This is a genomic window from Angelakisella massiliensis (assembly GCF_900104675.1).
In the GTDB taxonomy this organism is placed as follows: domain Bacteria; phylum Bacillota; class Clostridia; order Oscillospirales; family Ruminococcaceae; genus Angelakisella; species Angelakisella massiliensis.
This window is the reverse complement of sequence record NZ_LT629945.1, coordinates 649,822-663,512: the sequence shown is the minus strand read 5'-3', so window position 1 is coordinate 663,512 and position 13,691 is coordinate 649,822. Positions and strand designations below refer to the sequence as shown.

12 protein-coding genes, 1 tRNA gene and 1 pseudogene are annotated in these 13,691 nt (G+C 52.4%); 9 read left to right on the top strand and 5 right to left on the bottom strand.

What is annotated here, in order from left to right:
* Nucleotides 1-711: 711 nt before the first annotated feature.
* Nucleotides 712-1,020, bottom strand: coding sequence for a hypothetical protein (locus tag BQ5383_RS20720; RefSeq protein WP_139193388.1), 309 nt, complete (start codon nt 1,018-1,020; stop codon nt 712-714).
* Nucleotides 1,021-1,107: 87 nt separating this feature from the next.
* On the opposite strand from BQ5383_RS20720, the gene rpmE reads away from it, so the two are divergent.
* The 3 genes from rpmE (at nt 1,108) to srtB (ending at nt 3,145) form a co-directional block, all read left to right on the top strand.
* Entirely contained in the window at nt 1,108-1,308 is a 201-nt protein-coding gene (rpmE, locus tag BQ5383_RS08455) for a 50S ribosomal protein L31 (protein ID WP_071431071.1), read from the top strand.
* 97 nt (nt 1,309-1,405) lie between these two features.
* Nucleotides 1,406-2,038 (top strand): YigZ family protein, encoded by a 633-nt coding sequence (locus BQ5383_RS08450; protein ID WP_071431068.1) that lies wholly within the window; start codon nt 1,406-1,408, stop codon nt 2,036-2,038.
* Nucleotides 2,039-2,278: 240 nt separating this feature from the next.
* Complete coding sequence (srtB, locus tag BQ5383_RS08445; RefSeq protein WP_071431066.1) at nt 2,279-3,145, top strand: class B sortase; 867 nt, start codon at nt 2,279-2,281, stop codon at nt 3,143-3,145.
* Between the two features lie 115 nt (nt 3,146-3,260).
* On the opposite strand, the gene BQ5383_RS08440 is transcribed toward srtB, so the two are convergent.
* On the bottom strand, nt 3,261-4,700 hold the full coding sequence (locus BQ5383_RS08440) for an aspartate ammonia-lyase (RefSeq protein WP_071431064.1): 1,440 nt from the start codon (nt 4,698-4,700) through the stop codon (nt 3,261-3,263).
* Nucleotides 4,701-4,754: 54 nt separating this feature from the next.
* The gene (locus tag BQ5383_RS08435; protein WP_071431062.1) at nt 4,755-4,997 is read right to left on the bottom strand and encodes a hypothetical protein; all 243 of its coding nucleotides are present in this window, start codon (nt 4,995-4,997) and stop codon (nt 4,755-4,757) included.
* A gap of 63 nt (nt 4,998-5,060) precedes the next feature.
* Here BQ5383_RS08435 and BQ5383_RS08430 point away from each other — a divergent pair, with 63 nt between their 5' ends.
* The gene (locus tag BQ5383_RS08430) at nt 5,061-6,002 is read left to right on the top strand and encodes a LysR family transcriptional regulator (protein ID WP_071431059.1); all 942 of its coding nucleotides are present in this window, start codon (nt 5,061-5,063) and stop codon (nt 6,000-6,002) included.
* 597 nt (nt 6,003-6,599) lie between these two features.
* Nucleotides 6,600-7,781 carry a M20 family metallopeptidase gene (locus tag BQ5383_RS08425; RefSeq protein WP_071431057.1) on the top strand — a complete coding sequence of 394 codons (1,182 nt, stop codon included), beginning with the start codon at nt 6,600-6,602 and terminating at the stop codon, nt 7,779-7,781.
* Between the two features lie 338 nt (nt 7,782-8,119).
* Here the strand turns inward: BQ5383_RS08425 and BQ5383_RS08415 are convergent.
* Nucleotides 8,120-8,203, bottom strand: a tRNA-Leu gene (locus BQ5383_RS08415).
* A 394-nt stretch (nt 8,204-8,597) separates the two neighbouring features.
* Complete coding sequence (locus BQ5383_RS08410) at nt 8,598-9,566, bottom strand: LysR family transcriptional regulator (RefSeq protein ID WP_071431053.1); 969 nt, start codon at nt 9,564-9,566, stop codon at nt 8,598-8,600.
* Between the two features lie 272 nt (nt 9,567-9,838).
* Between BQ5383_RS08410 and BQ5383_RS08405 the strand changes: the two genes are divergently transcribed.
* The 4 genes and pseudogenes from BQ5383_RS08405 to BQ5383_RS08395 all read left to right on the top strand — a co-directional run bounded on the left by BQ5383_RS08405 (nt 9,839) and on the right by BQ5383_RS08395 (nt 13,628).
* Nucleotides 9,839-11,251 (top strand): YfcC family protein, encoded by a 1,413-nt coding sequence (locus BQ5383_RS08405; protein WP_071431051.1) that lies wholly within the window; start codon nt 9,839-9,841, stop codon nt 11,249-11,251.
* Between the two features lie 187 nt (nt 11,252-11,438).
* On the top strand, nt 11,439-11,909 hold the full coding sequence (gene tnpA / locus BQ5383_RS08400) for an IS200/IS605 family transposase (RefSeq protein WP_071428887.1): 471 nt from the start codon (nt 11,439-11,441) through the stop codon (nt 11,907-11,909).
* Between the two features lie 93 nt (nt 11,910-12,002).
* Nucleotides 12,003-12,137, top strand: a pseudogene (locus tag BQ5383_RS21560) (IS200/IS605 family transposase); the annotation flags it as partial.
* A gap of 144 nt (nt 12,138-12,281) precedes the next feature.
* Nucleotides 12,282-13,628, top strand: coding sequence for a M20/M25/M40 family metallo-hydrolase (locus BQ5383_RS08395; protein ID WP_071431049.1), 1,347 nt, complete (start codon nt 12,282-12,284; stop codon nt 13,626-13,628).
* Nucleotides 13,629-13,691 lie beyond the last annotated feature (63 nt).

Genomic DNA, 13,691 nt, shown 5'->3' with positions numbered 1-13,691 from the left:
CCACCGTTGAGGCTGTAGCGAGCTGGTTAGTCCGGGAATCTGCCTGCCGTTGTTTTGTCCTGTACTTTTTAGTGTTAAGGGGAACGGATTGGAGGGAGAACCGCTGCTCCTGTCTCGGCAGGGACGGTATCGCCCGCTCGCTATTTGCCCGGGTAAAGCCGGACAAAGCCGCTCGCTGTTTTCTGAAGGCTGAGATGGTGTCTCTTTCCTGAGTGGGTGCTGGAGCAGGTTTGTGCCAGGGGTTACACCCAAAGGGACTCGTCCCTTTGGAATCCCGCGTCACGGTGGACTGCGCTGCTCTCGGAACACCCAATTAAGAATTGGGTATTCCTCGGACGCTCCGCCACCGCTCCTTCTCCCCAAAAAGGTCCCGCTTGCTCCGGCTGCTCGGTTGCCTGTGCCCTTTGAGGGTACAAGCGCCCTTACGACGCCTCCGCTGCGCTAGCAACCTTTTGGGGGCGGAAGTGATTTTCATTTTATAAGGAAAAAAGGGAAGTAGCCTGCCGCTGTTTTGGCTGGTACCTTTCAGTGTTAAGGAGAACGGATTGGAGGGAGAGTTTCTGCTCCTGTCCGGATTTGGACAAAACCGCCCGCTCGCCGGTTGCCCAGATAACCTGGACAGGTCCGGGTAAAGCCGGACAATCCACTCGCTGCTCGGCAGAGCAAAGTTCCGCTTCCGTCCGGCTAAAGGCTCGCCTGTGCCCTTTGGGGTCACAAGCGCGCCTTTTTGATGCCGTCTGGTCGCTGCTGACTTTTTTCGGGTGAGGGTGATTTCCATTTAATGAGGAAAAAAGACGCCTGCCCGCTCAAGGCGGCCAAAGGGGGGCGTCGGATAAACCGCCGCCCCCAATCTGCCCAGAAGCCTGATGGCTTGATTTTCGAAGATGTGTTCATCAGGGGATTTCCGGCTTTGGGCCAGAAAGGATTTTTTGACTGAAAGCCAGAAAAAACCTGGGAAAAATCATTGAAAGCTCTTGCTTTTTCAGACGGTTTATGATAACATTTTTGTGTTATGTCCATGGGACATATTTCACATCAGAAGGCTGCCCCCCCGGGCCGTTCTGCCCCCGGAAAACAGCTTTCCCAGACTGAAACGAGGTGAAATCCATGAAAGACGGTATCCATCCCAAGTACGGCCCCGCGGTTATCAAGTGCGCTTGCGGCAACGTCATCGAGACCTGCTCCACCAAGCCTGAGATCCGCGTGGAGATCTGCTCCAAGTGCCATCCCTTCTTCACCGGCAAGCAGAAGCTGGTAGACACCGGTGGTCGTGTTGACAGATTCAACAGACGCTTCAAGAGAGGCTAAAATCCATCGGTCAATCGCAAAGTATGGACAAAAAGGCGGTGCAATCAAGGTATTGCATCGCCTTTTTTGTATCCTTCAGAGGAAAGGAGCGGCTATTATGGCACAGCCTTACAAAACCATCGCGGCGGCAGCATCCGACGAGTTTGTGGAGAAGAAAAGCCGGTTTATCGGTTTTATCGCTCCGGTGACCACCGAGGAAGCGGCAGTGGATTTTATTAACAGCATCCGGGAAAAACATCGGGAGGCCACCCACAATGTCTATGCCTATGTCCTTCGGGACCGGCAGCTGCAGCGCTTTTCCGATGATGGGGAACCCCAGGGCACAGCGGGACGCCCTGTGCTGGAGGTGCTGCTCCGGGAACAGCTGGTGGATGTAGCGGTGGTGGTGACCCGGTATTTCGGCGGGGTGCTGTTGGGGGCCGGCGGGCTGGTGCGGGCCTACACCCAGGGCGCCAAATGCGCGGTGGACGCCGCGGAGGTCCTTCATATGTGTCCGGCGGTAGAGCTGGAGCTGGATGTGGACTACAGCTTTTACGGCAAGCTCACCTATCTGCTGCCCTCCTATGGCGCGGTGATACAGGATACGCAGTTTGGAGAAGGGGTACAGATGAGGCTGCTGCTGCGTCAGGAGAGGCTGCCGCGGCTGGAAAAGGAATTGCGGGAACTTTCCTCCGGAACAGTGGCTCCTTTGGTGCTCAAACAGCTGTGGAGCCATTTTGATACCGAATAACCCCCGTATTGTAACCTCTTTGGAAGAAGTTTGCGGAAAAAAGTTCACAGTTCCATGGTACACTAACCACTGCAAGATCCGGTATAGCCTGCCGGATAAATTTTCAAGTATCAGGAAAAGATTTCCGCGCTGCGGCAGAAGGATCAAAAAAATTTTTGGATCCTGGGCAGATGGGTTCCTTGAGGACAGCCTCTTTTTTAAAAGTGCAGCCGATCTTTTCCATCCTTCGGAGGAAGATATATGAACGAGCAGTGGAGCAACAGACTGCGCCGTTTTCTGCCGCTGGTGTTTATTCTGGTGGCAGCGGTTTGCATCGGCGTGATCGTACAAACCTATGTGGCTGACGCGGCCAACAAGGCCCAGCAGGAGGAACTGAAAAAACTGTATGAGGAGAGCAGCAGCCAGCTGCCTCTGGGCGCTTCCATAGAGGAAGGAGAGTATATCAACAGCCGTTTTTCAGAGCTGATGGAAATCAATCCTGATCTCATCGGCTGGCTGGAGGCGGGAAGCCTCAGCGTGCCGGTGGTGCAGGGTGAGGATAATGACTATTACCTTAAGCACGACTTCTACGGCAATGACGATCCTCACGGAACAGTGTTTCTGGATTCCAGAAATCAGCTGGAGCCCAATGATGATAACCTGGTGCTCTATGGTCACAACTATAACCGCACCAAGAATATGTTCTATGTGGTAGAACAGTACAAGGATCCGGCTTTTGTCAATGAAAATCCCACCATCACCTTCTCCACCCTCCATGACGAGACAGAATATGTGGTGTTCGCGGTTTTTCTTACCAATACGGTGGAAAGCCAGGGGGATGTCTTTGATTATCATAACCAGCTGCGTTTCAAAACCACCGCGGAAATGAACAGCTTCCTGGAAGAAGTAAAGGCCCGTTCCCTCATCTCCAATCCGGTGGAAGTCAATGCCAGCGACAAGCTGATCACCCTGTCCACCTGCGGCTACGACTTTGAAGGGGAGCGGATCGTTTTGATGGCCCGGGAGCTGCGGGATGATGAAAAGGCGGAGGATTTCCAGGGGCTGACAGTCAAAGCGGACAATCCCATTATGCCGGAGATCTGGACCAGACTGTACGGAAACGTCTGATGGAAATATGGTTCCCGGTAGGGATTCAAATTGGGCCTGTCGCAGAATTGAAAAATTCTGCGACAGGCCCTTCTTTATTTTTTATATAAGGGAAAAGGTTGTTGTGCTCAAATCCTTACTTTTCCACCCGATGAAGCAGTTCCCGTCCGGAAATACCCGGCTCAGTCATAGTGACAGGATCAAGGATCTCATCCAGCTCCTTTTCATCCAGGAGATGCTCCTGAAGAATAAGGGAACGGACCGGAGCGCCGGTGCGAATGGCCTTTTTAGCGATATCGGCGGCCTTTTCATAGCCCACATGAGGACAAAGGGCGGTAATGATGCCCACGCTGTTTTCCACCAGTGCCCGGCAGCGGTCCTCATTTGCGGTGATACCGGTAACACAGTTGTCCACAAAGGTCTGTACGGCAAAAGTCAGGGTGTCGATGGACTGGAAGATGCAGTAGAAGATAATGGGCTCAAAAGCGTTCAGTTCCAGCTGACCGGCCTCTGCCGCCATGGTGATGGTAACATCATTGCCGATGATGTTGAAAGCCACCTGGTTGACCACCTCGGGAATCACCGGATTGACCTTGCCGGGCATGATGGAGGAGCCGTTCTGCCGGGCGGGGAGATTGATCTCATTGAAGCCTGCCCGGGGACCGGAGGACATCAGCCGCAGGTCGTTGGCGATTTTGGAAAGGGTGACAGCGCAGGCCTTTACCGCGCCGGAAACCGATACAAAGGAATCCAGGTTCTGGGTAGCGTCGATCAGATCGAAAGCCTGCACCAGTTCCATGTCGGAAACTTCCGCCAGATTGGGCACGATCCGGCGCAGATAGGCTTCGTCGGCGTTGATGCCGGTTCCTACAGCGGTGCCGCCCAGGTTGACGGTGCACATTTCCTCCATGGCTTTATCCATGCGGCGGATATCCCGCAGTACCGCCACGGAATAAGCCTTAAACTCCTGTCCTAAGCGGATGGGTACCGCGTCCTGCAGTTGGGTGCGGCCCATTTTAATGACATGATTGAACTCCTCCGCCTTGGCGCACAGAGCGCTGTGGAGACGCAGCAGCTGGGACTTGAGCCGTTTGAGCAGCCGCAGGGAGGTCATTTTTCCGGCGGTAGGGATGACGTCGTTGGTGGACTGACCGCAGTTGACGTCGTCATTGGGATTGATGATGGAATAATCTCCCTTCTGCCCGCCCAGCAGTTCGATTGCCCGGTTGGCGATGACCTCATTGGCGTTCATGTTCAAAGAGGTGCCCGCGCCTCCCTGGATGGGGTCCACAATGAAATCCCTGTAGAACCGTCCCGCCAGAATCTCATCGCAGGCCTTGACGATGGCGCTGGCTTTTTTCTTCTCCAGCAAACCGATTTCGCAGTTGGTGATGGCTGCCGCCTTCTTGATGCAGGCCAGACTGTTGATGATTTCCGGGTGCATGGTCAGGCCGGTGATGTGGAAGTTTTCTGCCGCCCGCAGGGACTGAACACCGTAATAAACATCTTCCGGCACCTCTTTGCTGCCGATAGAATCGTGCTCTACCCGATATTCTGTCTCTTTGTGCTCCGCCATGATTGTTTCCCTCCATCAAAATGTTGATTGTCGGCGTCCTGGTAAACCTGCCGGTCATACCGGGGAAGCCGTTGTCCCTTCTGTTTCAAACATCATTTGCCCAAACAGGATAAACTCATCTGTGAGTGGGATAGCCTTTGTAAAAATAAAAAAATAATTTTCCGGTTTTCCTCTACCTTCATTATAGAAATGTGGTAATATATAATCAAATATATATTTTTTTATAATTTCTATAGTTTTAAAATTATATTTTAAAACTGGTGCTATGGGTTTCCTGGAAAGGGACAGTGGGACCATTTCTTTCAGCATTCCCAATTGGCAGAGGAAAAAACGGAAGAAACGTTACAGGAGGGCTTGGTCATGTTTCAGGGAATGGAGTATGTTTATGCGGTGTATCAGGAAAAAAGCTTTTCCCGCGCGGCTGAGAAGCTGTTTATCTCCCAGCCGTCCCTGAGCGCCAACGTCAAACGGGTGGAGCAGCAGGTGGGATATCCCATCTTTGACCGCAGCACCAAGCCCCTGACGCTGACAGAGTGTGGGCGGCAGTATATCCGGGCGGTGGAGAAGATCCGGCAGGCTCAAAGCGAGTTTGCGGATTTTGTCAGCGATTGGGGCGGTCTGCGCACAGGCAGCCTGACGTTGGGAGGGAGCAGTTTGTTCTCCTCCTGGATTTTACCGCCGCTGATGGCGGATTTTGCCCGGCGGTATCCCGGTATCGATGTGGAGCTGGTGGAGGAAACCACCGGTCACCTGGCCAGAATGCTGCAAACCGGTGAGGTGGACCTTCTGCTGGATAACTGCGAATTGGACAGTGAGATTTTTGACCGGTGTGTATTTCGGCGGGAACGGCTGTTGCTGGCGGTTCCCCGGAGACTTTCGGTAAACCAACAGCTGGAGGCGTTTCAGATCCCTGTAGAACAGATTCGCGATGGTTCGTTTCTCAAACCGGAGCTGCCGGAGGTGCCCCTCTCCGCCTTTCGGGAAGAACCCTTCATCCTTCTCAAACCGGAGAATGACACATGGAAACGGGCTTTGGCCATCTTCCAGCGAAATAATTTGAGGCCCAAGGTGCTCTTTCAGGTGGACCAGCAGATGACCTCCTACAACATCACCTCTTCTGGAATGGGGCTTTCCTTTATTGGCGACACCCTTATCAGCTGTGTGCCGCCCCATCCCGATGTGGTTTACTATAAGCTCAAAGGGGAGAACAGTGTCCGGGATATTTTCTTCTACTGGAAACGGGGCCGCTATCTCAGCCGGGCTATGGAGGAATTTTTGAGGGAAATGAGGAAGGGGCAGTAAAAGTCTCCCTCCTGGCAGAAATTCCTCTTCAGAATAAAAGCCTTCGGAAGAAAGACGGGCGGTGGATAAAACGGTGGAAAGTGAGAAGACAGAGTTCGGCGCTGTGGAAGTTTGAGGTGTGGTGTTGCTCCTGGTACAGATTTGTCCGGTGTTGGCGCAGGCGGTGTTTATTTCATAACTGGCGGCGGTGGGGGAGGCCTGCCCGTCTTCTGGAAAAGCTCAGTTATACCAGCGCCCCCCAGATCATCAGGGTGTCACCGGTCAGCTCTGCCGATGGGGCCTTTCTTTCCTGCACTCTTACCCGCTCCAGAGGCTTTTCCTCCAAAAACCCTTGAAATTTCCACTGTATCTATGATAAACTTAACAAAGGATCAAATGACAGACAGCCAAAGCGGGCGGGACCCTGGTCCCGTTTGTTTTCCTGCGTATTTTTGTGGGAAAGGGCTGTCTTTTTGCTTATGTAAAGATTCAAAGGGAGATTGAAGGAGACCTGGTGACAGGCTTGAGCTGTGCTCCCGTCTTTCCGGGCAGAAATATACAGCGGCATACAATGAAAATTGTATATGCTTATGCCGCGGCGAAAGGAGTTTGGGACAAATGAAGGAAAAACTTTTTGCTAACATTGACCAACAGAGGGAACGTCTGTGTGCTATGGCAGACGATATCTTCGACCATCCGGAGATCGGTCATCAGGAGACCCATGCGCTGGCGCTGCTCACGGATTTTCTGGAAGAGCATGGTTTTCAGGTGCGGCGTGGTGTGGGGAGCCTTGCCACCGCTTTCCGGGCGGAATATGTCTGCGGCAGTGGGGAAGGAGCCCGCATCGGCCTGCTGTGTGAGTATGACGCGCTGAAGGTGGTGGGTCATGCCTGCGGCCACCATATGCAGGGACCGGCCATTCTGGGAGCGGCTGCAGCGCTGAAAGAGGAACTGCCGGACAGCTGCGGCGCCCGGATCATCGTATATGGAACCCCTGCCGAGGAAGGCGGCGGAGGCAAGCTGACAATGCTGGACGAAGGCTGCTTCCAGGATATCGATGTGGCGCTGATGATGCACGGCAGCCCCACTACCTGCACTGATGTCCGTTCCATGGCCTGCACCGAGGCAGAGGTGATTTTTACCGGCAAGAGTGCCCACGCCGCGCTCAAACCGGATGCGGGCCGAAGCGCTTTTGACGCGCTGCTGCTGTCCTTCAACGGCATCGAGTTCCTCAGGGAGCATGTGCTGGAGGATACCCGGATGCACTACACTGTTCTGGAATCTCCCGGCCCTGCCAATGTGGTGCCAAACAAGGCAGTGGGAAGCTTCTATCTGCGTTCCTACAATTCCGCCTATCTGGAAAGCCTCAAACCCCGGTTTGAGAACATCATCCGGGGAGCGGCCATGATGGCCGGGGTGGAATCGGAGATCCGCTACGGACGCACCCTAGACAGCAAGGTGCCGGTACTGGCGCTCAACGACATCATTATGGATAACGCAAAATTGGTTAACGCCCCCACCCTCCGTCCTCCCCGTGAAAAGACCGGCTCCAGCGATTTCGGCAATGTGATGTATCGCCTCCCCGGCAGCTGCATCCGGATCGCTTTTGTTCCGGAGGGCACCTCTTCCCATTCCCAGACCTTCCTGGATTATGGCAAGACCCAGCAGGCCCATGACGCGGTGGTATACGCGGCCAAAATTTTGGCGGGCGCTTCCTGGGATCTGATCGACCATCCGGAGAAGATGGCAGCGGTCAAGGATGAATTTGCCCAGACCAAGGCGAAAATGGCTCAGGCGTAAAAGAGTTCTTTCAGATTAATAAAACTCAGGCTCAAAAGAAATGAGGTCCGGCGATGCTTTCGTCAGACCTCATTTTTTATAGGCAAACAGTGATTTTTCAGTGGAACCTGGCATTGAAATCTTCCTTGAAGATGGGATTGAGAATAAAGGCCGCCATGTTTTTGAGGGATTTTAGAGAAAGGGCTTGTAATATGATTGAGCCCTCGGCCTCAGACCGGCGCGGCGGATGGAAACTGGATCCTCACTGCCCCAGGGTTCAGCCAGAGGCGGTTCTGATCCGCGGCTCACACTGTTTGAAATAAAAAATAACTCCATCCCAGAAGGATGGAGTTATTTGTTGGTGCGGCGGATGGGACTTGAACCCACACGTCATGGACACACGCACCTCAAACGTGCCTGTCTGCCGATTCCAGCACCGCCGCAAATGCAAGTATTATTATACCATCCTTTTCGGCCTTGTCAAGATGGATTTTCCGGATGTAAAGACGAAACAAAGGAAAAACCCCGGGTGAACTTTAGCGATTTTGACCCTTGCTTTACAGAAAGTTGATTTTTTGGTGACAGAACTTCCACCTGTTTTCCACATGAAAGTGGAAAGTTTTCCCCCACTTTCTGCCCGTTGCCAAGAGGTTTTAATGGGTTTTTCCCCTGACTTTCCCCTTTTTTGTGGAAAACTCGGTTGAAACTGTGAAATACTTGGAGTATAGAGCAATAAAAATACTGTCGTATACAGTATATTCCAGTTACATCCTCTCCTTGGAGAAAATACCGGACTTTGCAGACTGTGTTTTTAGAAATGGAAACTGTTTTTATGGATTACGGTAAAGGACTCCCAAGGAGATGACTGCTTTCAGCCACCATTTCCCGCAGAAGTCCAACAAAGTCCTCCAGTTCCTCGGGATGAAAACGTCCCTTCCGGTAGGCGACGCTGTAAATCACCGGCTCTGTCCGCTGGGCCGGCAGGCAAAGGCGGGGAACGGTGCTGAGATGGAAATAGTTCAGATAACTTTCCAGGGAGAAGGTCACACCATGGCCGGCGGCAGCCAGCTGCACCACAGTTTCTGTGCGGTTGTGGGTTTCTATATAGGTGGGAGAGATGCCCGACAGATGAAACAGCTGGTCGGTTCTGTGCCGGATGCTGTGATCCTCCGGCAAAAGCAGAAAGCGCTCCCACACCAGCTCCCGAAGATCCAGTACCGGCCACGGCAGGCCGCACCACTGAGCTTTGGAGATGGCAGGATGGTTGGGAGGAAGCACCAGGAGCAGATAGTCCTGAGCCAGAGGGATATATTCCATACCCTTGCGCCGGGTATAGTTATTGTACAGGATGATATCCACCTGATGATCTTCCAAAAGATCCTCCAAGTGCCCGGCTGTCCCCTCCTGAAAGGAAAAGGTCATGCCTAAATTTGCTTTTTTCAGCGCAATGGTAAGGCTGGGAATCAGCGTGGGGGCCCGGAGGGTTTGTATGCCTACCCGGAGATGAGCGGTGTGCTGCCGGGCAATATGGGCCAGTTCCATATCAAACTGTGTTTTCAGCTCCATCATTTGACGGGCGATGCGTACATACAGTTCTCCCGCAGCGGTGAGCTTCACCTGTCTGTGCTGCCGCAGGAACAGTTTGATCCCCAGTTCCTGCTCCAGTTTGTTGACAAAAGTGGTCAGAGCAGGCTGTGTAATGTGAAGGGCCTCAGCAGCTTTTGTGAAATTTTGATATTTTTCCAGCGCCAAAATGTACTGTTGTTCCTTCAGATGCAAATGTATTCCCCCGTTCTGTTGCAGCATAGGTCATACTTTTCCACTCTTTCAAGATTATCATTAATTTTGTTAATGGTAAAGGATTTTGCATTAAAAAAATTGATTTTATTTTAGAAATAAATTTAGCTTAAATAAGCATTACAGTTATTTCTGCTTCCGTTTTTCCTGAAAATGGATGGGAAGCAGACAGAGCAATTCCGCTTTGGCCTTGTCGGCTGGTCCTTAGTTCTTAAAAATATGAGGTGATGTGAAGTCTTGCAGAGATGAGCTTGAAATCAGTTTTTGGAGGAGGTTTTTTTATGAAAGACAATACTGGCGCCGTTCAGCCGAAGAAGAAAATGAAGGTGCCCCATTCCTTTGTGATCATTCTGAGCATCGTACTGGTCATGTCGCTGCTCACCTGGGTCATTCCCGCCGGTAAATTTGCCCGGACGGAAAATGAACAGGGTATCGAGGTCGTTATTCCCGATCAGTTTTCTTACATTGAGAAAACCCCTGTCAATCCTTTGAGCATCCCCAACTATGTGGTTTCCGGCTTCGCTTCCAGCGCCAGCCTGATTTTCATGGTCATTCTCTCCGGCGGCGCCTTTAACGTGCTGGTCAATACCGGCGCTCTTCAGGTGCTCATCGCCAAGGTGGTCAAAAAGTTCGGCTCCAAGGAGGCCGTCTTTATCCCCATTCTGCTGCTGCTGTTCGCGCTGATTGCCACCACCCAGTCGGTAACCGTATTCATCGGCTTTACTCCGATCATTATCATGATGGCCCGGGCCATGGGCTTTGACTCCATCACTGGTGCGGCTCTGCCCCTGCTGGGCGGCGCTATCGGCTTCTCTACCGGTACGCTGAATACTTCCACCACCATTGTGGCCCAGAAGATCGCTGAGCTGCCCCTGTATTCCGGTATCGGTTATCGTTTCGTCTGTCTGTTTGTTTACTGGATCGTCACCAGCATCGTTCTGGTGGCCTACGCCAGAAAGGTTCGCGCCAATCCTGCCAGCAGCCCCATGTATGATCTGGATCAGCAGACCAAGACGGACGACACCGCTTTCGGCGATGATACCCTCACCACCCGCAAGCTGCTGGCGCTGCTGACCCTCCTGGGCGCCCTGATCGTTCTGGTTTGGGGCTGCGTCACCAGAGGCTGGGATCTTCCCGAGATTTCTGTTGTGTTTATCTGGCTGGGCATTCTCTCCGGCGCCTGCGCTGGTTTTGGCCCCAGCACCATCGCCAAGCACTTCGCTGAAGGATGCAAGAAGCTGACCGTTTCCGCTCTTCTGCTGGGCCTTGCCCGTGCGACTTCCGGCGTTCTTTCCGCCGCCAACATCCTGGATACCATCGTGTATGCCTGTACCATCGTGCTGAACATGGTCCCCGGTTTCCTCCGCGGTATCGTGATGTTCTGGGTCAACTTCATCATCAACATCCTCATCACCTCCGGCAGCGGCCAGGCTGCCGTGGTCATGCCCATTTTCGCTCCTGTGGCGGACATGGTAGGCATTACCCGTCAGACCGCTGTTCTGGCCTTCAACTTTGGTGATGGCTTCTGTAACTACATTCTGCCCATGTCCACTGCGCTGATGGGCAACCTGAGCGTGGCCAACATCCCCTATGACCGGTGGATGCGCTTTATGTGGAAAGTTTGCCTGATCTGGATTGCCACCGGCAGCGTGCTGGTATTTATTGCCCAGATGATGCACTTTGGACCGATGTAATCCTGACTGTCGTTTACCCAAGGGACGGGGCTTGTGCCCTGTCCCTTTTTTGTGTAAAGAAAACCACGCGATAGTCGCGTGGTTCAAAAGAGCTTAAGCGGTGAAAAAGATAAAAAAACTCCTAATGTGTTAAAGTAAAAACGTGACCTGCCAGTTACGCTGAAAAACACATTAGGAGGACATTAAAATGCCAGAGCAAAATAACGTCACAAACAGTCTAGCACATACGAAGTGGAATTGTAAATATCATGTGGTATTTGCGCCAAAGTATAGAAGAAAAGTATTCTATAACGAAAAAAGAGCAGCAATAAGAGATATCATCAGAACACTGTGTCAATGGAAGGGGGTTGAGATTATAGAGGGAGAAGTATGTCCAGATCACATCCATCTGCTTCTAAGTATCCCCCCAAAAATGAGTGTATCGGGATTTATGGGATACCTCAAGGGAAAAAGCAGTTTAATGATATTTCAAAAGTTTGGGAATATGAAGTTTGCATATCGGAACCGTGAATTTTGGTGCAAAGGATATTACGTGGACACAGTAGGAAAGAATACAAAAGCAATAAAAGAGTATATCGAGAACCAATTAAAGATGGATCGAGAAAGTGATCAAATAAGTCTTTACGATCCCAGAGACCCGTTTACGGGTAGCAAGTAATCCTATGCGTGGCTGGCAGGCCAATAAAAAACGCACTTGTGCGTTGCCTGTAGTATTAGGGCTATGCCCGAAACGGAAATACCCCCCGCTTTNGGATATTACGTGGACACAGTAGGAAAGAATACAAAAGCAATAAAAGAGTATATCGAGAACCAATTAAAGATGGATCGAGAAAGTGATCAAATAAGTCTTTACGATCCCAGAGACCCGTTTACGGGTAGCAAGTAATCCTATGCGTGGCTGGCAGGCCAATAAAAAACGCACTTGTGCGTTGCCTGTAGTATTAGGGCTATGCCCGAAACGGAAATACCCCCCGCTTTGCGGGGGGATATTTATTAGACCGCAATATGCTCAAGAAGGAGGAAATTTCCCATGGACCGTCAACAGCTTCGGGAAAAAACCCGGAATTATCTGGAACAGCACCGAGAAGCTCTGCTGGAGGACTGGTTTGAGCTGATCCGCCATCCCAGTGTCAGCGCCACCGGAGAAGGAGTGGAGGCCTGCTGCAGCTGGATCGAAAACAAGATGAAGGATATCGGGCTGGAAGTGACCCGGCATCCGGTGCGTCCCTATCCGGTACTGGAAGGCCGTCTGGGACATGATCCCGCCAAGAAAACGGTGCTGATCTATGCCCACTACGATGTTCAGCCCCCGGACCCGGTGGAGCTGTGGAAAACCCCGCCTTTTGAACCCACGGTAGTGGATGGCGTTGTATATGGACGCGGCTCCGCCGATAACAAGTCCCCCCTGATGGCCCACCTGGAAGCCATTGATTTCTGGCTCAAAGAGTATGGGCAGTTGCCGGTAAACATCATCACCCTGTTTGAGGGCTGCGAGGAAAGCAGCAGCAAAGGTTTGCCGGAGTTTCTGGAGGAGAACAGGGAACGGCTGGCGGCGGATCTGGTGTTTTTCAGCGACGGCCCCAAGGATCCCGGCGGTTTGCCCATTATCGCTCTGGGAGCCAAAGGAATGCTGGGAATAGACCTGGAGCTGCGGACCATGAAAAAGAATGTCCACTCCCGTTACGCGCCGGTTCTGCCCAATGCCGCATGGCAGATGGTGGAGCTGCTGGGCAAGCTGCGTCAGGGAGAAAAGGTACTGATTCCAGGCTTCTATGACGGCATTGTGGAGCCATCGGAACAGGAGAAGGCGATCCTGGCCGCCATTCCCTCAGTGGAGGATGAAATGGAGCGGGACTACGGGGCGCGGCCGGACTGCCATGGCCGGGGCTTTTACGACCAGCTGAACAATACCCCCACCTTCAACATTTCTCAAATTGTCACCGGAGCCTCAGCCAGCGTGGTTCCCTCCACCGCTAAGGTGAGCATTGATATCCGTCTGGTGGCGGGACAGTCCCCCAAACGGATTCTGGGTCTTGTGGAAAAGTATATCCAGGAGCTGGGCTACCATCAGGTAAAGGTCACCTGCACCGGTATGGTGGAGCCCTCCAAGACAGATGTCAGCACTCCCTGGCTGCCGGTGGTGGAGAGATCGGTGAAGGATATTTATGGGGAGTATGTCATCTATCCCTGCCGTCCTTCCACTGCGCCGGATTTTCTGTGGACCAATATTCTCCGGCTTCCTGCCATTCAGGTGCGTTGGAGTGATCCGGACTGCGACAACCATGCCCCCAATGAACACCTGTCCATCCGGGAATATATCGACGGCATTGCTTTGACCATCCTGGTGCTCAACGATGTAGCCGATGCCGGGCTGTAAGGAAAAGCTTTTGGAAAAGTGGAAATCATCGTCTTTTCCCCCGGAAAGTGGTGTCCGTTGTGT

Coding starts and splice junctions, on each gene's coding strand:
- BQ5383_RS08410 (WP_071431053.1), bottom strand. CDS start 9,566: ATGCTGCAACAGAACGGGGGAATACATTTGCATCTGAAGGAACAACAG.
- BQ5383_RS08425 (WP_071431057.1), top strand. CDS start 6,600: ATGAAGGAAAAACTTTTTGCTAACATTGACCAACAGAGGGAACGTCTG.
- BQ5383_RS08430 (WP_071431059.1), top strand. CDS start 5,061: ATGTTTCAGGGAATGGAGTATGTTTATGCGGTGTATCAGGAAAAAAGC.
- BQ5383_RS20720 (WP_139193388.1), bottom strand. CDS start 1,020: ATGGACATAACACAAAAATGTTATCATAAACCGTCTGAAAAAGCAAGA.
- rpmE (WP_071431071.1), top strand. CDS start 1,108: ATGAAAGACGGTATCCATCCCAAGTACGGCCCCGCGGTTATCAAGTGC.
- BQ5383_RS08405 (WP_071431051.1), top strand. CDS start 9,839: ATGAAAGACAATACTGGCGCCGTTCAGCCGAAGAAGAAAATGAAGGTG.
- srtB (WP_071431066.1), top strand. CDS start 2,279: ATGAACGAGCAGTGGAGCAACAGACTGCGCCGTTTTCTGCCGCTGGTG.
- tnpA (WP_071428887.1), top strand. CDS start 11,439: ATGCCAGAGCAAAATAACGTCACAAACAGTCTAGCACATACGAAGTGG.
- BQ5383_RS08395 (WP_071431049.1), top strand. CDS start 12,282: ATGGACCGTCAACAGCTTCGGGAAAAAACCCGGAATTATCTGGAACAG.
- BQ5383_RS08450 (WP_071431068.1), top strand. CDS start 1,406: ATGGCACAGCCTTACAAAACCATCGCGGCGGCAGCATCCGACGAGTTT.
- BQ5383_RS08440 (WP_071431064.1), bottom strand. CDS start 4,700: ATGGCGGAGCACAAAGAGACAGAATATCGGGTAGAGCACGATTCTATC.
- BQ5383_RS08435 (WP_071431062.1), bottom strand. CDS start 4,997: ATGGTCCCACTGTCCCTTTCCAGGAAACCCATAGCACCAGTTTTAAAA.